This is a genomic window from Marinilactibacillus sp. XAAS-LB27 (genome assembly GCF_036039175.1).
GTDB lineage: Bacteria > Bacillota > Bacilli > Lactobacillales > Carnobacteriaceae_A > Marinilactibacillus.
Map to the genome: position 1 here is coordinate 327,856 of NZ_JAYXKP010000001.1, position 20,432 is coordinate 348,287.

The following is a 20,432-nucleotide window of genomic DNA, read 5'->3' on the forward strand; positions in this document are numbered from 1 at the left end:
GAATGAAAAAATGTCTAGTCAATTAGTTGATCGTTTTATCAAATATGTAAAAATCAATACGCGCTCTGATGAATCAAGCGCGACTGTTCCATCTACACAGTCACAAATTGATTTTTCAAAAATGCTTATGGAAGACTTAAAAGAAATTGGCCTAAGCGAAATTGAATTCAATGAGAAAAACGGCTTTGTAACAGCCTCTTTAGAAACGAATACGGATAAAGACGTTCCAACTGTTGGGTTCATTGCACATATTGATACCGCAGATTTTAATGCCGAAAATATCCAACCTCAATTCCATGAAAATTACGATGGACAAAAAATCGTTTTAAACGAAGAAAAGTCTATTGTCTTATCACCAGAAGATTTTCCAAATATGAAAAACTATGTAGGTCAGACGTTAATTACAACTGATGGAAATACATTACTCGGTTCTGATGATAAATCAGGTATCGTAGAAATTATCGGTGCTGTTGAATACTTATTGAATCACCCTGAAATCGAACATGGTAAAGTCAAAATCGCTTTTGGCCCAGATGAAGAAATAGGCACTGGAGCTGACTTGTTCGATACGGATCATTTTGGAGCTGACTTCGCATATACTGTAGACGGTGGACCTGTTGGTGAACTTGAATATGAAAGTTTTAATGCAGCTTCTGCAGATTTGTTTATTCAAGGTAAGAACGTTCATCCAGGAACGGCTAAAGACACCATGATCAATGCATTAAAGTTGGCTGTTGAATTAGATACTATGCTCCCACAAGAAGAAGTACCTGAAAAAACGGACGGTAGAGATGGATTTTATCATCTTCTAGGGATTGAAGGTACTGTTGAAGAAGCTAAGATGGGATATATTATCCGTGATCACAGTCGTGAATTATTTGAGGAAAAGAAACAGAAACTAACTTCTATTGTTGAAGAGATGAATGAACGTTTTGACCAAAAAAGAATCACTTTAACACTAAAAGATCAGTATTATAATATGAGAGAAATTATTGAAAAAGACATGCGATCAGTCGAAATCGCTGATGAAGCTATGCGCAACTTAGGTATTGAACCAGACGTTAAACCAATTCGAGGTGGAACAGACGGTTCGAAAATTTCATTTATGGGACTTCCCACTCCAAACTTGTTCGCTGGGGGAGAAAACTTCCATGGTCGTTACGAATTTGTTGCGGTAGAAAGTATGGAAAAAGCAACGGATGTCATTATTGAAATCATTAAATTGACTCGTACTAAATAAGGTTAAAAAAAGAGATAGGTATCTTGTCAAAAGGTATCTGTCTTTCTTTTTACTATTCAGAGATTAGAAAGGAGTATTGCATGAGTCTTCAATTTGTTATTGGTAGAGCACATACTGAAAAAGAAACAGCTTTGATCAGCGAGATGAAAGAGATAATGGATCAAGATTCTACTACCCAAGTATTTTATCTCGTACCCGATCATATAAAGTTCGAGACGGAAATCACCGTACTTCAATATTTAAAAAGCCTTCAAGAGAATCCAAAAGACTACACAGGTATGATCAATCTCCAAGTGTTCAGTATTAGTCGATTAGCCTGGTATTTTTTACAGGATAATGCGATATACAATCAGACTCAGTTAACAGAAACCGGACTCTCTATGCTTGTAAGAAAGCTTGTAAAAGACAATGAGACCTCTCTCAGTATATTCAGAGGCGAAAGCACGCAGCAGGGTTTTATTGAAAAGCTGACTTCACTTTTCATGGAAATGAGAAATGGACGAATTAATATCGAAGATTTAGAAAAATTGTCTGGTGCTGAAGAATCGGATGCTACTAGAGGTAATGACTTCAAACAGAAAATTGCAGACATTCAGTTATTATTTCAGTCATTTAATGAACAACTGATAAACCAATATATCGAAAAAGAAGATATCATTAAAGTCTTGATTGAAGAAATTAAAAATCGAGATATGTCTAATACAACGATTTATATTAACCATTACCAAAATTTTTCAGCTCAAGAACAAGAGCTCCTGATAGAATTGATACGGTCTTGCAAAAACGTTGTAGTTTCACTCGTTCTAGATCAGAAATACGCTGTTGAGCCCCCTGAACTGACACACTTATTCTATGAAACGGGTATGACATATTACCGACTCTATCAACATGCGTTGCAAGAGCGCCTACCCGTTTTGAATGATCGCCTGCTAACAGAAGTGAGTGATCAAAGGTGTGAAGAAATCAATCATTTGGAGGATTTCTGGATCAAGAGTTCTGTTGGCTCAGCGATTAGAATCCCTGATCATAGGATTGAAATGGACGAGTGTATTGAAATTTGGGGTGCAGAAACAAAGCAAGCCGAAATCCTTCATGTAGCCAATAGAATTAGAAAAATGGTTTTGCAAGAAGGGTATCGTTATAAAGATATTATGATTATGAGTCGTGCCATTGAGTCTTATAAAACAGTCATTGAACCGACGTTTCAGGAAAATGATATCGCACTATTTATTGATGAAGCAGACACAATGTCCGGTCATCCACTTGTTGAGCTCATTCAAAGTCTTTTACTGATCTTCAAGAGAAATTGGAGATATGAAGATGTGATGCGCTTTTTAAGAACCGAATTATTTGTACCTCATCTCAAAGATACGACTATACCAACGGATGTAGAGCTTCGAATCAGTTACTTGAAGCAAGCTCATTCAGATTGGCGAAGAGAAGTGGATTTGACAGAAAACGTCATGCTCGCTTACGGATACGAAGGGACAGCATGGACTAGAGATCAAGAATGGATCTATGCTCGCTTTCAGATTGAAGATATGGAAGAACAATTGGATTCTGACAAACAAACTCAAGCAACGGCTAATAAAGTTAGAGTGATTGTAAGAGAAACCTTACTTCCTTTCTTTAAAAGAGTCCAAAAAGCTAAAACCAATCGAGATGCTGCAAGACTTCTTTATCAATTTTTAGTCAATAATGGGATAGATGATCAAATCCTATTTTGGCGCGATCAGTCACTGGAAAACGGAGACCTTGTAGAAGCGCGGAAACATGAACAAGTTTGGGGCACATTTATGAACATGTTAGATGAGTTTGTCGATGTGCTGGGGGACGAAGAATGGTCGATTGATTCGTTTCTAACGATATTAGAAACAGGATTTGAACAAGCGACTTACAGTATCGTACCGCCGAGCATTGATCAAGTTATGCTGACCAGTTTCGACAAAGAACGTGTCCATACGAAAAAAGTTGTTTTCATTCTGGGAATGACCGATCAAGTATTACCAATGAATCGTGAAAATGACTCAATTTTGACCGATGAAGATCGTGAAAAGATTCAGTCTGTTTTGCCAATGGATCGATTTCTATCCCCAGCCACTCAGTCAATGATGGCTTCTGAACCGTTAGCAGCCTATAGAGCTTTTATGAATGCTTCAGATAAGCTAATTTTTAGCTTTCCAGTCAAACAAGAAAGTGGCACGGATAACCGTATTAGTCCTTATATCCAAAGAATATCCGATTATCTATCTGTCCCTATTCAATCGAAACTTGCTGACAGCCATCTAATCTATGATCAAGATTTCGATAAAATTATGCCTTTTATAGGTTCTAGAAAACAAACAATTGGTCAATTAAATACCATTTTAAGAGAAGGTATCGATCAGGATACTCTCCCTAATATATTTTGGCTCAGTTTATACGAAAAACTTCGAGATAAAGAAAGCTTCTTTGAGAACAGAGTATTTAATAGTCTAGATCATAAGAATATTCCGGTACCATTGACTAATGATTTGGCTGAACAGCTTTACGGGAAAGACCTTTATCTTTCTGTCTCGCAGTTAGAAAGCTTTTACCTTGATCCATACAGTCATTTCTTGCAATATGGTCTTCGGTTAAAAGAGCGTTCTATCCAAGAACTGACACCGACTGAAACCGGCAATTTCTTCCATGATGCGTTGGATTCTATCTTTAAACTGATTGTATCTCGAGATTTAAGCGTTAAGGATCTTGATGAACAAACACTTGCTAGGCTAACAGATGAGGCTCTAAACGAACTTTACGAAAAAAATCAGTTCCGCTTACTTTCAATGTCTAATAGAATGCAGTTCATAAGAGATCAATTAGGTAAAACGGTAAAGAGAATGATGTGGGCGATCAGCAAGCAAAACAAACGTAGTCATTCAACCCCTAAAAAATCTGAAATTCTATTCGGCCGAATTGGTAATACTAGTGGTATACCAGGATTGGCTTTCCCGTTGAATAACGGTGGCCAAATCCACGTCCGTGGTAAGATTGATCGCCTCGATACAATGGAAGTAGATCATAATTTGTATTTGAGCATAGTGGATTATAAATCTAGTCAGCATTCTTTCAAATATGATGAACTTTTTTATGGTTTAATGATGCAGATGATCACATATCTGGATACAGCTGTTGAATTTTCTCCAGTATTATTAGGCCAACAAGCCAAACCAGCTGGTGCTTTTTATGCACAAGTAAAGAATCCTTATCTCAAGTCTAAAGAAGCAAATGAAGAAGAGTGGATGAGCGCACTACTGAAAGAATTTAAATTGAATGGACTTGCAATCAATGATGAAGAGATCTTAAGTAACCTAGATTTAACCCTTGAAGCCGGTAGTCATTCTCTTGTCTATCCAATCAACCAGTTAAAGAATGGAACTCTCAAAGGGAGAGGTCTGATCACAACTGAAGAACTGGATCTTCTAATGAAGCATAATCGAAAGTTGATTATTGACGCAGGGAACCAGATTCTGACCGGTAAAAATATGTTGATGCCTTTTATTGAAAAACGACAATTCACACCTTCTGTAAGTGGACCTTATAAAGCTATTTCACAGTTTGACGTTTTACTTGAAGAAAATAATTATCGTCATTTTGAAGATATTCCAGATAAGAAAGAATTGATTCACCGAATTTCTAATAAACTGATTATTCCAGGAGAGGAGTCTATATAATGAAGATCTTACCGAAAAAACCTGAGTCTAGCTTGTTTACGGACAGTCAGTGGCGGTCTATTCATGACGAAGGAAAAAATCTATTGATCTCAGCCTCAGCTGGTTCTGGAAAAACAACCGTTCTTGTACAGAGAGTGATTGAAAAAATAAAGAATAGAGTCAGTGTTGATGAGTTGCTTGTCGTAACGTATACCAACGCTGCTGCAAAAGAAATGAAGGAACGTATTCAAGTTGCCATTCAAAAAGAAATCAGCGACACAAAAGATACACACCTTCAGCAGCATCTTGTTCGTCAGCTGCCTCTACTGAATCAGGCAAATATCTCTACCTTACACGCCTTCTGTCTGAAAGTGATTAGAAGATTTTATTATTTAATCGATTTGGATCCTGTATTTAGAATGTTGACAGATGATACTGAAAATATTTTGATGAAAGAAGATGTGTGGGATGATCTAAGGGAAGAACTTTACGGTGAGGATGGAACGCTTTTTAAGACACTAGCAGCTACTTACTCCAATGACCGTTCGGATGATGGATTAACGGAACTTATTTTTTCTCTTTATAATTTTTCAAGGTCAAATCCAGATCCGAAAAAATGGCTAGAAGAACTTACAAGACTTTATACAATCGAAGAAGGTAAATTAGAAAAAAGTCAGCTCTTCGAAAAACTAGCTAGACCTCAAATGCTTCAAATGGTTGATCTATTTATCGAACTTAATGAAAATGCCTTGATGATCAGCAACGGAGACGAGGAACTATCTAAAGTCATTGCTATCTTAGAAACAGAGAAAAACCACTTCAAAGAAGTTCAACAAAACATTATGAACGGTCAATTAGACGAGACCTATCAGATGCTAGAAACGTTTAAATTCCAGACATGGTCTGCTCCTAGGAAAAAAACGACTCCAGACGAAGTTAAAGAAGCAGCCAATGAGATGAAAGCTTTTAGAGATCAATATAAATCGGTTTACAATCGTTTGAAAGAAGAATTTTTCAGCGTTCCTATCTCAAAACAAATTGAATTAATGGGTTCCGTCAATACACTGGTAGAAGAAATGGCAAGAGTTACTGGACTTTTCTCAGATGCTTTTCAGAGCCACAAATATGATCGTCGATTACTGGATTTCAATGATTTAGAGCATCTCACGTTCCAGATATTAACTCAAAAAATGGATGATGGAACAATTGGACCTTCTGAAGCTTCTGACTACTACCGAAGTTGTTTCAAGGAAGTTATGGTCGATGAATATCAAGATATTAACTTCCTTCAGGAAAGTCTTTTGAAATGGTTAACCAGTGATTCTAAAACACAGGGCAACCAATTCATGGTAGGGGACGTTAAACAATCCATCTATGCTTTTCGTTTAGCTAATCCTGATCTGTTTATCGAAAAATATGAGCGCTATGAATCGGGAGAAGAAGGTGAACGTATTATTCTAGCGGAGAATTTTCGTTCTAATCATCACGTACTGGACTTTACGAATTACATTTTCACACAATTAATGGATAAAGAAGTAGGGAACTTAGCGTACGACGAATCTGCTCGTTTAAAACAAGGCTTTCATGCTTTTCCAAAGGATCTTCAGTGTGAGACAGAAGTACTTATCTATGAAAAGAATATAGATGACAGTGAAAATCAAAGTGAAGAAATAACGGACTTTGAAGATGTTTCCGAAACTTTCCAGATTGACTCTAAAGCTGAAGGTGAATTGTTAATGGTTGGAGAGAAGATATTGGACCTTATGCAGTCAGGTTTTCAGATCTACGATAAAAAAACTAAGCAAAATAGACAGTTAACCTATAAAGATATTGTTTTATTAACACCAACCAAAAAAAATAATCTCGTGATTCAAGATATTTTCAATAAACAGTTAGGCATACCTACAGCCATTAAAGATACACAAAACTATTTCAGAACAACTGAGATTAGCATTATGATGTCTTTGCTTAATATTATCGATAATCCTTGGCAAGATATTCCCTTGGCTGCGGTCTTAAGATCTCCTATAGTAGGTTTGAATGAAATTGATCTTACGAAAATTCGGTTAATGAATACGACGTCACCTTACTTTGAATCCTTACTTGAGTTTATTCGTCAGGAAGAAAAAGAACCAAGTAATCGACATCTCCAACTAAAATTAATGGAGTTTATGGAAAACCTTGAGCGCTGGAGAGAATTATCTAGAAGGCAGCCAATCGTTAAACTGATATGGACTATCTATGAAGACACAGGCTTTTTGCATTACGTAGGAGGCATGAGTTCAGGTAAGCAAAGAAAAGCCAATTTACACGCGCTTTACGAGCGTGCAGCTGCTTACGAAAAGACTAGTTTCAAAGGATTATTTCAGTTTATACGCTTTATTGAAAAAATGCAGAAAAAAGATAAAGATCTAGCTGAACCTTCTGTGGTTAGTGACGGAGAAGACGCCGTTAGAGTGATGACCATTCATGCTAGTAAAGGACTTGAATTCCCAGTCGTATTTGTATTAGATATGTCAAAAAGATTCAATCAGACTGATCTTAAAAAACCTTATGTCTTTGATGAAAAATTCGGTGTTGGTGCGGAATACAAAGAAGTACAAGAGGATGCTCTTTTTCCTAACGGTCGATTCACAACCTTGCCAGAGCGTGTTTTAAAAAATCACAAAAAAAATAAACTGCTTTCTGAAGAAATGCGCGTTCTTTATGTTGCCTTAACCAGAGCTGAACAAAAATTATTCTTAATCGGTTCTTATAAAGATAAAGAGGCTGCTATGAAAGAGTGGGGAACAGTCAGTGCACATAAAGCAACTGTACTACCCGCAGATGCCCGCTTGCAAGCTTCTAGTTATATGCACTGGATAGGTATGAGTTTAGCAAGGCATGGTAGTATTGATCATGAAAACTGGTTACCTTCTGCAAACAATGAAATTGTTCATCATCCAGTTGAATTCAACGTTTCTTTTAAAAATCAAAATGATCTGGAAACTCAACTACAGAATCTTCAAACGGAAGAAAAATCAAATTGGTTTACATCATTTAAAAATAAAGAACTTAAATGGGAAGAAAAGAAAGAAACCAGAAAAGCATTGGATAATGCGATTCATTTAATTCAATCTAATTATGCACATGAAACAGCAACTTTAACCACAAGTTACCAATCAGTTTCTGAAATCAAACGGTTATTTGAGGAACCAAATGATGGGCAAATGATGAAAATTGATGTCACGAATCCTAGGAGTTCTTACAGATACGTTGAAGAAAAACTAGAACGTCCAGCTTTTATATCAGAAGTTCTTCAACCGAGTCCTGCAGAAATAGGGCAGGCAACGCATTTAGTGTTACAATCCTTAAGAATAGATAGCTTGCCAACAAAAGAATTTCTTGAAGAACATATTCAGACTCTTGTTGAAAAAGAAGTGTTATCAGAAGAAATGGCTCCGCTTGTTCGAGTTGAACAACTTGTCCGTTTCTTTGAAACAAGTTTCGGTCAGAAAATCGTCAATTTATCAGAAAGCGTACGCAGAGAAGTACCTTTTTCGCTGATTCTTGAAGCAAGTGAGCTCTTTATGGATATGGAAAAGGAGACAGACCAAATTCTTATCCATGGTATCGTTGATGGGTATATTGAAGAAGACGATGGATTAATCTTATTTGATTACAAAACAGATCAGATTCAAAGATTTGAAGACCCAAAACAAATAATGTTAGAGAAATATAGTGGTCAACTTCGACTTTATCGACAGGCATTGGAAGCCATCTTGAAGAAACCGGTGAAAGAGACGTATCTCGTTTTGTTAGATATTACAGAAATCGTCCTCATTCCTTAAACACAAAAAAGCGAAGTCCCGTATATTTCGGGACTTCGCTTTTTATGTGTTTAGACTTATTCGAAGTTGTATTGAGCATTTTCTGAATAGTTGTTACCTGCATTCCATAATAGGAATTCATTTACACCATGTTCATTTAAAGCACGGATTTGATCTTCTACTTCACGTGCGCCATAATTTTTATAGAATCCTGAACCAAGATATGAAGCAGTGAAATCCTGAAGCCATGGTCTAGATACTGGAGCGTCTTCTCCAAGTGCACCAAGCACTTCATTTTCATATTCCATGTAGTTAGATACAAGTTGGTAAGGTTCTAAATCTGGTCTAGAAATACCCAGTGATCCAACACCCCAGTGACTTGGATAAATCATTGAAGAAATGACATCCACGTTTGCTGAGATTCTAGAGAAATTCTGACCGATTCCTGGAGTTTCTTCTTGAGTTGCTGCGTAACCAAAGATATCTACTGAAACATCTACATCATATCCTTGAAGTTCTTTCTTAGCGTAAGCCACAAATTCTGTAACAGCATCAACTCGTTGCTTCACGTTATCAAGATCACTTTCAGCATACTCACCACGAGAGTAGGTCAACTCTTCATCACGATTCTCGAATCCTTCTGGGAAACGGACATAATCAAACTGAATATCTTTAAATCCTAATTTAGCTGCTTGTTTGGCAACTTCAACATTGTATTCCCAAACTTCACGTTCGTATGGATTAACAAAACTTTCGCCACGTCCATTTTTCCAGACTTCACCATTGGCATCTAAGAAAGAAAGATCTGGTCGGCTTGTAGCCAGTTGCGTATCTTTGAAAACAACAATACGAGCAATAGGATATATTTCGTTTTCTTCCATTGTTTCCATTAATTGAGTTGGATCAACTACATTTTGTGTAGATTCAGTTATTAATTCATTATCTGAATCTAGTTCCATCATCATATTACCATGGTCATCTTTAACATCTACAACCATTGCATTTAAAGAAGTATCGTTTAGCATATTGACTAAACTATTCATCTTTTCACCAGCGGCAGAGTAGCCTGTTACAAAAATTCCTTTAACGCCATCTGCGGGATATTCAATATTTACTCCGCTATCATATTTGAATTGGCTTGGGAATTGCGTTGGTACTGTCAAAATAGGATTTGTTGTTACATTCAAGTATGTCGTTTCAATTGTTTCCGTTTCAGCAGTAATATCATTTACGTCATCTGTACCATCAGCTAAAACCGTTTTTGCCGTAAGACTCAACGTCATTAGACTAGCAGCACCTAAAGTTAATTTCTTTTTCCAGTTCATTATTCTGCATCCTCACTTTCATTTTCAACGGATTTGATGAGGGCAGGGTCTACGATTTCGTAATCCTTTTCTCTTAATCCTTCAATAATTGATGGTGTAGCTTCCAAAGTCCACTCACGGTCGTGCATCAATAAATTTGCTCCAGGAACAAGTAGATTTGTATTGACCATAATATCTGATAAGGCATCAGCATTCATATAGTCTGATTCCCAATCATACCCATAGGTCCAGTTCATCAATTCCATGCCTTGCTCGCGAGCAAGATCAGCGGAGTAATCTGTATTCTGTCCAAAAGGCGCTCTGAAGAATCTTGGTCTTTCTCCAGTGATTTCTTCAATCATGTCACTAGTTGTAACAATCTCTTCATATTGTTTTTCTTCACTGATGCTTGGAAGACTAGCGTGGGTTTGTGTATGATTCCCAATTTCAAATCCCATATCGTGAATCTCTTTCAACATGTCTTTTCCTTCATCGTTTTCAAGATACATTCCATTGACAAAAAATATCGCATGCGCATCATGTTCTTCTAAAGTTTTCGCGATATCTAGTGCATATTTGTCAGGAGCATCATCATACGTCAGTAAAGCGACTTGATTATTAGCTTCTGATCCTTCAATCGGTTGTATCGTATAAATTCCAGAATTCACTTCATATTCAAAGGTAGCAGTTTCTTCTTCGGGCTCTTCCTCAACAACTTCTTCATCTGTTTCGGAACTAGTATCTTCTTCAACTTGTTCAGTCGTTGAGTCTGCAGAATCAGTTACTTCAGTAGAAGTGTTTTGGTCTTCAGCTTCTGTCGCTTCATTTTGATCTCCACAAGAGGCTAATAGAAGGGCAGAAGCTAGTAAAAAAGCATAGTTAGAACTTTTCATAGTTAGTTTACTCCTTATTCGTTTTCAGCCATTGTGGACTGAATCATTTCTTGAACCTGTGTAATATGATCTTTTACTTCTACTAACGAACCATCCAGTTGAACCAATTCTTCTTTATTAGCTGCAGTCTGTTCGTTTAATTCTGTGATGCCATTGGAGAAGGTATCATACGTTGCATCTTCGCTTCCTATAGAAGTGAAATAGTCTTCTTGAGCAGTCAGAGAAGTTTCATAGTTAGATGTAAAGCTTTCTAATTGTCCGGAAAATTCGTCAATTTTAGCGTTCAATCCACTCAGTTCTTCGCCAGAAAGACTCTCTCCATCATAATCTGCTATAATTTCTTCTTGAGATTCAAAATCTTCTCGTAGACTACTGATTGTTTCGATACGATCTCTTCTTGAAGTGATATTTTCAAAAACAGGCGCTGAACCATCTGCAAATGTAGACATTTGATCGTCTGACGCTAAGGCTTCATCAAATGTTGTTTGAAGATTCATTTCTTCTTCGCTCAAGCCATTCATCTCATCTACAATATTTCCATGTATTTGATCAATTTCACCTACAGCTGACTGTATTTCCTCAACGTTATCTCCACTACAACTTGCTAGTAGTAGTGTGGTCAGTCCTAGACCGGCTAAAGCATATGTTTTCTTCGTCATTTCATGAATCTCCTTTAAGTATATTCGTTCTTTAACCCATTCAAAAAACGGGGCACTAAACGAGTATAACAAAAATAATTGATTCTTAAAAAGAAAATGCCATATAAATTAAGGAAGAATATCCATCACACTATGCAAACACTCCATAAAAGGTTTCATTTCGAGTGTTTTTTATGCCGTAAATAAGGTACAATTATAAAGTATTATTTATTAGAAAAGAGGTCGACATGATTATTTATTACGTGATAGCAGCGATCATAGTAGGAATAGATCAGCTGGTGAAATATCTAACCGTACAAAACATATCTTTGTATGAAACAGTAACCGCCATACCAAACGTTCTTTCTTTTACCTACCATCAAAATTCAGGTGCAGCCTGGAGTATTTTGGAAGGTCAAATGTGGTTCTTTATTATTGTCACGCTTATCGTGATTGGTGTAATTGGTTATTACTTACACACCCAGGGGCGTCAGAGCTTATTGTTTTCTTCAGCTCTAACACTATTGCTGGCAGGAGCTATTGGAAATTTAATCGATAGGGTGCTGAACCAATATGTAGTGGATATGTTCAGACTGGAATTTGTTCAATTCCCCATTTTCAATGTAGCAGACATGTCCTTAACGTTTGGTGTCGGACTGATGATTTTATACTTGATACTAGACGAAATTAAAACCTTCAAACAAAAGAAAGCAGTTGATAAATAATGGAAGAACAATACTCATTTACAGGTGGTCAGTCTAATGACCGTCTAGACAAATATCTGACAGAAAAATTACCTGAAGTCTCTAGGTCTCAGATTCAAACATTGATTAAAGAAGGTAGCATAACTGTCAATGATGAACCGTCTAAGGCAAATTACAAGATTCAACCAGGAGATGAAATTGAAGTCCTTATCCCGGCTCCAGTTGAAATTAATGCTCAGCCTGAAAACATTGATATCGAAATCGTTTATGAAGATCAAGATGTTGTTGTTGTGAACAAACCTCAAGGAATGGTCGTTCACCCTTCTATAGGTCACAGTTCTGGTACGTTAGTGAATGCACTTTTGTATCATGTAAAAGACTTGTCTGGAATCAACGGAAAAATTCGTCCGGGAATCGTTCACCGTATTGATAAAGACACATCGGGATTATTAATGGTCGCAAAAAATGACCAAGCTCACGAAAAATTATCTGCACAACTTAAGGATAAAAAAGCTCAAAGAGAGTATGTTGCACTTGTACATGGTACGATTCACCACGAAAAAGGAACCATTGATGCCCCTATCGGCCGTGATACGAGTAACCGTAAACGATATGCGGTAGTAGATAATGGCAAACCATCAGTGACACACTTTGAAGTCATTGAACGTTTTGAAAAATTCACTTTGGTAAGGTTGATTCTTGAGACGGGTAGAACACATCAAATTAGAGTGCACATGCATTATATTGAACATCCCATGGCAGGTGATCCACTTTATGGTCCTCGTAAGACACTTAAAGGAAATGGACAGTTCCTTCATGCAGAAACATTAGGTTTCACACACCCGACAACAGGGAAGGAAATGCATTTCTCCACTCCAATACCAGAAATTTTTGAAGAAAATCTAGATATTTTAAGAAAACAATAAACCTGTAATTTTAATGAAAGGATGATAAGATGTCTAAAACGATCACGATATTAGATGAAATGGCTATGCAACGTGCACTCACTCGAATCTCCTATGAAATCATCGAAATGAACAAGGGGACAGAAAATCTTATTTTAGCTGGAATCAAGACAAGAGGAATTCATATTGCAAATCGAATCGCTGAAAGAATCGAACAGATTGAAGAAAAGGCGATACCCGTAGAAGAACTGGATATTACACTTTATCGAGACGATAGACACTTCCCAGATGAAGTTGGTGATCCAGAGGTAAAGGGACAGCACTTTTCAGTATCCGTCAAAGACCAGGTTGTCGTTCTTGTAGACGATGTGATTTTTACTGGTCGCACGATCAGAGCAGCGATGGATGCTGTAATGGATCTAGGGAGACCTAAAAAAATTCTTGTGGCTTCTCTGATTGATAGGGGACACAGAGAGATTCCAATCAAAGCAGACTTCATTGGAAAAAACATTCCTACTTCTCTTAAAGAACAAGTCAAAGTTTCTGTAGAAGAAGTCGATCAAAAAAATGCGGTAGAGATTATCAAACCGTAACAAAAAACATGCCTGACTTGGAACTGGTTTTATAACCAGCGAATACAAGTCAAGCATGTTTTTTTATTTTCTTAAAGCTTTAATTATATCATCAGTCGGAGTAACGTAGTAAGTGGTCTGCCCTTCATAAATTACGAAACCGGGTTTTGCACCATTTGGTTTTTTGACGTGTTTGACTTGTACCGCATCTACCGGTACAGAAGCAGATAGGCGGTACTTACTGAAATAGGCCGCAATTGTTGCCGCTTCTTCTAATGTTTGCTCCGAAGGCGCATCGCTTCTAATAATCACGTGAGAGCCAGGGATATCTTTTGTGTGTAACCACCAGTCCGTTTTACGAGCAATTTTCAGAGTTAATTGGTCATTTTGTAGATTATTTTTACCAACAAGAATCGTTGTCCCATCACTTGAAACAAATTGGTCCGGTTCTGACGCCGGTTTTTTCTTACCTTTAAGTGGTTTGCGTTTCTTTTTAATATAGCCACCACTTTGAAGTTCATCCCTAATTTCTTCAATGTCTTTAGGAGAGGCCACTTCCATTTGAGTTAGTACAGACTCCAGATAATGGATTTCTGCTTTTGTTTGAGCAATTTGTCCATTTAAATGAGCAATGGCATTTCTCAATTTTTGATACCTAGAGAAATAGGCTTGCGCGTTTTTAGATGGTGATTTTCTAGGGTCTAGATCAATCGTAATTTTCTGATTCTCTTCATAGAAGTTGTCTAAGTCAACAGACTCCATTCCTTGCTGAATTTCATGCAAGTAAGCTGTTAAAACTTCTCCTTTAATTCTATACTGATCTGCTTTTTGTGTTTGTTGAAATTCTTTTTCAAGTTTCACCAGCTTTTTGCGGTTCCTGTCGGTTTCTGTTTTAACAAGACCAAACAAATCATTCGCTTGTTGCTGAACTCTGTCTCGCTCTGCTTTGTTTCCAAAGTAACGGTCGGCTAGTTCACTCAGCGTAGCGTATGACTCTTTTTCTCCTGGAAGAGAAGGATACTCTACTGCTGAAAATTGTTCTTTTCTATTATTGATAGTTAAAGTAGGGGACAGTTGATTCATCTTATACGGTGCCATGAACTTTGCGAATACTGCCGTCGGAGCATCGTCAGGGTGATCTTCAACTTGATGAGCGAGCTCTTCTGCGGAATCTCTTCCCATACCTTGAAAAGTATCTTGAATCCATTTCACTTTATCTTTAAAAGACACTGCTGCAATTGGTAGGGCAGATTCATAAGTGAAGGGATTCGCTTTGTCCTGTCTTGGTGCTTCAATATACGTTCCTCCAGGAAGTAGCGAACGATAAGTGTTTTGACTAGGAGAAATATGACGAATCGTTTCGTAAATTTTTTCTTCTTGTTTGTTAACAAGCAGAATATTACTATGTCGACCCATAATTTCAACAATTAAGACGAGATTTTGTATATCACCTAATTCATTACGATTACTAAAAGAGAATTCAATCACACGATCATTTTCTAATTGAACGATATCCTCTAGAATCGCACCATCCAAATACTTTCTCATCACCATACAAAATTGCGGCGGTACAGAAGGGTTTTCGAAAGGGATTTCTGTGAGTTGCATTCTCGCATACTGCGGATGAGCTGATAATAATAGCTGTTTATTTTTTCTTCTTGAACGAATTTTGAAAAGAATTTCGTTTTCGTAGGGCTGCTGTATCTTAGCAACTCGTCCCCCTAAAAGTTCTTGTTTTAATTCTTCGACCATAGCGTGTGTAAATAGTCCATCAAATGACATGTTAATATGTCTCCTTTCTTCGTGAGACTCTAAACCAGTATAGCATTTATAAAGAATCAGTACCATCAAAGTAATGGATAAAGCTTTGCTCAAAGTGAGTCTAAATGGTATAGTTGTCTTGTACAAATACTTTGTTTCAAAATGAAATCATTATAGGAAGAGAGCGATTATATGCCGCATGAAGTTGATACAAACGAGTTGTTAATGAAACTCTCAGAATTACAGACCTTGTATAAGTCAATGACTCAAGATATTCTAAGCGAGCATCAAATTTCTGCTTCTGCTTTGAATTTAATTGATATTCTAGGAGAAGAAAAAGCCACGCTAAAATCTATAACTGAAAAAAGTCAGTTGGACAAATCGACAATCAGTAGACAGATGAATAATCTAGTGAAAAAAGAACTTGTCATTAAAACTACCGGAGAAGATAAGCGTTATGCCTATTTTGCCTTAGCAGAAGATGCTAAAGGGATTTATTCCACATATAACCAGACTTTTAAAGAACAGTTTTCAGGAATGTTAGCTGGATGGACTGAGGAAGAAAAACATCTTTTATCGGTTTTATTAGGTAGATTAAATAGAAGTATGACAAACGGTCTTAAAAATAGTAAGATGATCTAACTGTCTTACTAATAGAAAAGAGGAAAATCAATGTCTTTAGGTAGAAAAAAGTCTAATCCACATCGAATAGCTATTTTGGGTATCTTGACAGCCATTATACTCATTCAAAATTTTGTACCTTTTTTAGGAAATATTCCTATCCCACCTTTAAATCCAACCATTATTCATATTACCGTTATTGTAGCAACATTAGTGCTTGGAACCAAAGATGGAATGATTATTGGAGGCGTTTGGGGGCTTACTAGAATGCTTCGTGCCTATACCGTTCCTGCTACACCTCTAGATTTATGGTTGTGGACAAATCCGTTGATTGCATTACTTCCCCGCATACTAATTGGTCTTTTTACGGGGATAACCTTCAATCTAATGAAAAAATATTTTCCTAATAAAAGCAAACTATCTATGTCAATCGCTTCGATCGCTGGGGCTTTTACGAACACTATTTTTGTTTTGCTCTTTATTTATCTTTTCTACGGTGAACGTTATGCCGAGGCAACCAGTGTAGATTTCAGTAGCCTGGCCAATGTCTTACTCGTCATTGTTGGAACAAGCGGTATTGCTGAAGCTATTTTAGCGGGAATAGTAGCACCTCTTGTAGCAGCTCCTTTAAAAAAATTACGCCATTAATTGAATTTTATTCTAAACCTATTTAGACTCATTGTAGTCTAAATAGGTCTTTTTTTAACAATACAAGCGTTTTATTACACCTTAGGTTACGAACATGCTAAATTATAGAGGTAATTAACTTTGAAAAGAGGAGAATGCTTAATGCGCGCAGTAACTTATCAAGGTAAAGAAAAAATGACGGTGACGACTGTTCCCGATCCAAAGATTCAAGAACCGACGGATGCGATTATCCGTGTAACAGCAACAGCCATTTGTGGTTCAGATTTACACCTTTATCACAATGGTAATATGGTTCTGAATGATGACTATGTGGTTGGACATGAACCTATGGGCATTGTAGAAGAAGTAGGTCCTGATGTAAAAAACTTAAAAGTAGGCGACAGAATCGTTGTTCCATTTAATGTTAGTTGTGGGCATTGTCATTTCTGCGAAAACGATATGGAAAGCCAATGTGATGAATCCAATCGTAATCCAGAAACAGATTATGGCGGATTATTTGGATTTGGTAAATTAAACGGAGATTATCCGGGTGGGCAAGCAGAATTTTTACGCGTTCCTTATGCTGATCAAACGTCTTTCAAAGTACCTGACAATCATATAGCTGATGAAAAAGTTTTATTTCTTTCAGATATTGTACCTACAGCTTATTGGAGTGTAGAACATGCCGGAGTCAAACCAGGAGACACTGTGATTGTTCTCGGTTCAGGTCCAGTTGGACTGTTGGCACAGCGTTTCGCGAAAATGAAAGGTGCAAAACGAGTAATTGCTGTAGATAGAGTAAAACATCGTCTAGAATATTCAGCCAAAAAAATCGGTGTTGAAACACTCAACTTTGAAGAAGTCGATATTCCAGGCATGGCTTTAAAAGATATGACACATGGTGGGGCAGATGTAGTCATTGATTGCGTTGGTATGGACGGAAAACAACGTAAACTAGAAAAAGTCACTAATCTGATTACACCTCAAAAAGGAACCACTAGTCCGATTGAAATGGCTAGTATGGCCGTGAAAAAATTTGGAACGATTATGCTGACTGGTGTTTACTTGACACCTGCTGCTAATTTCCCAATCAATCATATCTTTGCTAGAAATGTTACACTAAAATCTGGTCAAACGCCTGTACCTCATCTAATGCCTAAACTATATGAAATGATCAAAAACAATGAATTTGATCCTAGTGATATCATTACTCATACGATGCCTTTAGAAGATGCAGCAAGAGGATACGAAATATTTGATAAAAAAGAAGACAATAATATAAAAGTCGTTTTAAAACCTTAACATTCAATCGTTTTTATAAAAGAAACACACCTTCAAGAAAGTTAAATTTTCTTGAAGGTGTGTTTTTGTTGTAAGCTTGTTACGTTATTTACTCAATTTTGAAATCTCTATATGATAAACTAGTCATCATAGACCGATGGCACTAAAAGGAGAGATTCAATTATGAAACAAAATCGTTCAAACAAATCAAGAGTTGAAAGAAAGACGAGAACTGATGGAGAAGAGCAACCAAAAAGCTCGTATGATAAGTATTACTATATTGTTGTTGCAGTATTGCTAGCTATCTTAATTGCTATCGTAGCTTATATTTTTTTCGTTCCTAGAAATGGAGACAACAACCTGGCGGATCCACCGCAAACAAACCCTGAACTCGTCTCAGATAATAATGCTGAGTCTGGAGATGAAGGAGAAGAACCGACAGATTCAGAAGAAGTAGAAGATCCTAACACGGATGCTGAGCAACCAGAACAAGAAAACGAAGAAGTCACCGAAGAAGATTCTGAAACGGCAGATGTCGAAGAAGCGGAATCGGATGATCCTCTCGTAGAGGAAGCTTCTACAGGAAACTGGTCTCCGATAGGTACAAGCCAGACCGGTGAACATACAACTGACTTTAGTACAGGTTCTCAAGACCGTACAGAAATCAATGAAGCCGTCAGATCCGTTACAGGATTATCTGCTGGCAACATGACTGAATGGTGGGTCGGAGGAAACGGGCCAAGCCAAGTAACTGTTACAGCATCTACAAATGATCAATCAGAAGTTTACAGAGTCTTTCTTCAATTTGTTGAAGAAGAAGGTTGGCAACCGACTAGGGTAGAAAAATTAACTGCTGTACCGTCAGAATATCAATAGCACCAAAAAATTTGACGGCATTTTTAGCTCCGATATGAGCTGAAGATGTCGTCTATTTGTATTTTAGTTCTAATTCGTTGTCTTTCCTCTTTTTTTAAAGTTCATGTTAAACTATTAACAGAACATTTATTAGTAGGAGGTACGGTATGAAGCTACCAAACGATAGATTGAATGTAATCCAAGAAATTTTAGATAAGACAGAAAAAGAAATTGAAAACATGAATCCTGTCAATATACTGATTGCAGGTAAAACAGGTGTAGGTAAAAGCACACTGATCAACAACATTTTCAGAGAAAAATTAGCTGATACGGGGATTGGGAAACCTGTAACGAAACACCTTAGAAAAATATCCAAAAATGGTATTCCGATTGTTTTATACGATACACGTGGATTAGAGCTAGAACAGACCATTCAGCAGCGCGTTAAAAAAGAGATGCTCGATTTAATTGATCAAAATAAACACTCTAAAGATGCTATCCATGTCGTTTATTATTGTATTCAAGCGACTTCTTCTCGTATCGAAGATATGGAACTTGAGTTAATCAAAGACATCTCAGAAAATATTCCGGTTATTCTTGTGCTCACTCAGGCTTTAGGACAGCCAGCTGAAGACTTTAAACGTTACCTTGAAAATATGAATCTACCAGTTGCGGGTATTCAAACCGTTATGTCTGAAGCATATGTAATCTCCGATGACTATACGATACCAGCATTCGGTTTAAAAGAGCTTGTGAGTAAATCGCTTGAAGTCATTCCTGAAGATGCACAAAAGGCTTTTACGAACGCCCAGCAAGCAGACATTGAACGCAAAGCAAAAAACGCTAGACGCTGGGCTACTCGATATGTTGCATCTAGTTTTGGAATTGGATTTATTCCTATTCCTTTTTCAGATGCCTCAGTGCTTGTACCAATGCAGATTACTTTATTAGCACATATTACAGCTATTTTTGGAATTTCATTAGACAAATCTTCTATCGTTTCAATCATTGCCGCAGTTGGAGGAACAGGTTCGGCCACGTTTTTAGGTAAATCCATCGTTGGAAATGCATTGAAGTTCATTCCAGGAGCGGGTACCGTAATTGGAGGCGTCATTAGTGGAACCACGGCTTCTATCGTGACAAGTGCTTTAGCAGCAAGTTATATTGAAGTTTTGAGCGTAATGGCCTTCAAAGAAATGAATGGCGAAACAGTCAATCTTTCTTTTATAGAAAACCTAATGCGTAAGCAGTTCAAGAAAAACATTCATATGAAAGGTAAGAAAATTAACAAGAAAGAGCTTGAGTTTGATCGTACTACTGATACTTCTGATTATGAGCATTTATTGAACAACGATGAAGATCAAAAGGTTCCTTTTTACAAAAAAGTGGTCCCTACAATAAAAAATACCGTAAAAAGGTTTTCTAGAAAAAAATAAGAATGAAAGGTATCTGTTTTCAGATGCCTTTTTTATTCGATCTACTTTGTTTCTAATTGTGATTTCCTCCTTTTAAATGCTACAATCGAATCAGATGAAACCGTTATAC

The 20,432-nt window shown here is 37.0% G+C and carries 15 protein-coding genes; 11 read left to right on the forward strand and 4 right to left on the reverse strand.

The window, feature by feature from the left end:
* Positions 1-10: 10 nt before the first annotated feature.
* The 3 genes from pepT (at position 11) to addA (ending at position 8,747) form a co-directional block, all read left to right on the forward strand.
* Positions 11-1,240: a peptidase T gene (gene pepT / locus VXN63_RS01505; protein ID WP_327756205.1), complete on the forward strand. Its 1,230-nt coding sequence runs from the start codon at positions 11-13 to the stop codon at positions 1,238-1,240.
* Positions 1,241-1,320: 80 nt separating this feature from the next.
* On the forward strand, positions 1,321-4,938 hold the full coding sequence (locus VXN63_RS01510; protein ID WP_327756206.1) for a PD-(D/E)XK nuclease family protein: 3,618 nt from the start codon (positions 1,321-1,323) through the stop codon (positions 4,936-4,938).
* The gene (addA, locus tag VXN63_RS01515) at positions 4,938-8,747 is read left to right on the forward strand and encodes a helicase-exonuclease AddAB subunit AddA (RefSeq protein WP_327756207.1); all 3,810 of its coding nucleotides are present in this window, start codon (positions 4,938-4,940) and stop codon (positions 8,745-8,747) included. The genes VXN63_RS01510 and addA overlap by 1 nt, the downstream gene beginning before the upstream one ends.
* A 56-nt stretch (positions 8,748-8,803) precedes the next feature.
* Here addA and VXN63_RS01520 read toward each other — a convergent pair whose 3' ends face one another.
* The 3 genes from VXN63_RS01520 to VXN63_RS01530 are packed head-to-tail and all read right to left on the reverse strand — an operon-like array spanning position 8,804 to position 11,582.
* On the reverse strand, positions 8,804-10,051 hold the full coding sequence (locus VXN63_RS01520; RefSeq protein ID WP_327756208.1) for a putative glycoside hydrolase: 1,248 nt from the start codon (positions 10,049-10,051) through the stop codon (positions 8,804-8,806).
* Positions 10,051-10,923, reverse strand: a complete 873-nt coding sequence (locus VXN63_RS01525; protein WP_327756209.1) for a polysaccharide deacetylase family protein — start codon at positions 10,921-10,923, stop codon at positions 10,051-10,053. The genes VXN63_RS01520 and VXN63_RS01525 overlap by 1 nt, the downstream gene beginning before the upstream one ends.
* Positions 10,924-10,937: 14 nt before the next feature.
* Positions 10,938-11,582, reverse strand: coding sequence for a YkyA family protein (locus VXN63_RS01530; protein ID WP_327756210.1), 645 nt, complete (start codon positions 11,580-11,582; stop codon positions 10,938-10,940).
* 227 nt (positions 11,583-11,809) lie between these two features.
* On the opposite strand from VXN63_RS01530, the gene lspA reads away from it, so the two are divergent.
* The 3 genes from lspA to pyrR are packed head-to-tail and all read left to right on the forward strand — an operon-like array spanning position 11,810 to position 13,763.
* On the forward strand, positions 11,810-12,286 hold the full coding sequence (gene lspA, locus VXN63_RS01535; protein ID WP_327756211.1) for a signal peptidase II: 477 nt from the start codon (positions 11,810-11,812) through the stop codon (positions 12,284-12,286).
* Complete coding sequence (locus VXN63_RS01540; protein WP_327756212.1) at positions 12,286-13,191, forward strand: RluA family pseudouridine synthase; 906 nt, start codon at positions 12,286-12,288, stop codon at positions 13,189-13,191. The genes lspA and VXN63_RS01540 overlap by 1 nt, the downstream gene beginning before the upstream one ends.
* Positions 13,192-13,220: 29 nt before the next feature.
* Positions 13,221-13,763, forward strand: coding sequence for a bifunctional pyr operon transcriptional regulator/uracil phosphoribosyltransferase PyrR (gene pyrR / locus VXN63_RS01545; RefSeq protein ID WP_327756213.1), 543 nt, complete (start codon positions 13,221-13,223; stop codon positions 13,761-13,763).
* A gap of 63 nt (positions 13,764-13,826) precedes the next feature.
* On the opposite strand, the gene VXN63_RS01550 is transcribed toward pyrR, so the two are convergent.
* Entirely contained in the window at positions 13,827-15,524 is a 1,698-nt protein-coding gene (locus tag VXN63_RS01550; protein ID WP_327756214.1) for an NFACT RNA binding domain-containing protein, read from the reverse strand.
* Between the two features lie 171 nt (positions 15,525-15,695).
* On the opposite strand from VXN63_RS01550, the gene VXN63_RS01555 reads away from it, so the two are divergent.
* From VXN63_RS01555 to VXN63_RS01575, 5 genes are all read left to right on the forward strand, one after another.
* Positions 15,696-16,145 carry a MarR family winged helix-turn-helix transcriptional regulator gene (locus VXN63_RS01555; RefSeq protein WP_327756215.1) on the forward strand — a complete coding sequence of 150 codons (450 nt, stop codon included), beginning with the start codon at positions 15,696-15,698 and terminating at the stop codon, positions 16,143-16,145.
* Positions 16,146-16,175: 30 nt separating this feature from the next.
* Positions 16,176-16,772: an ECF transporter S component gene (locus VXN63_RS01560; RefSeq protein ID WP_327756216.1), complete on the forward strand. Its 597-nt coding sequence runs from the start codon at positions 16,176-16,178 to the stop codon at positions 16,770-16,772.
* Between the two features lie 141 nt (positions 16,773-16,913).
* Positions 16,914-18,053 carry a zinc-dependent alcohol dehydrogenase gene (locus VXN63_RS01565; protein WP_327756217.1) on the forward strand — a complete coding sequence of 380 codons (1,140 nt, stop codon included), beginning with the start codon at positions 16,914-16,916 and terminating at the stop codon, positions 18,051-18,053.
* A 162-nt stretch (positions 18,054-18,215) separates the two neighbouring features.
* A complete protein-coding gene (locus tag VXN63_RS01570; RefSeq protein ID WP_327756218.1) occupies positions 18,216-18,908 on the forward strand; it encodes a YrrS family protein in 693 nt (230 codons plus the stop codon).
* A gap of 146 nt (positions 18,909-19,054) precedes the next feature.
* Positions 19,055-20,323: a YcjF family protein gene (locus VXN63_RS01575; RefSeq protein WP_327756219.1), complete on the forward strand. Its 1,269-nt coding sequence runs from the start codon at positions 19,055-19,057 to the stop codon at positions 20,321-20,323.
* Positions 20,324-20,432 lie beyond the last annotated feature (109 nt).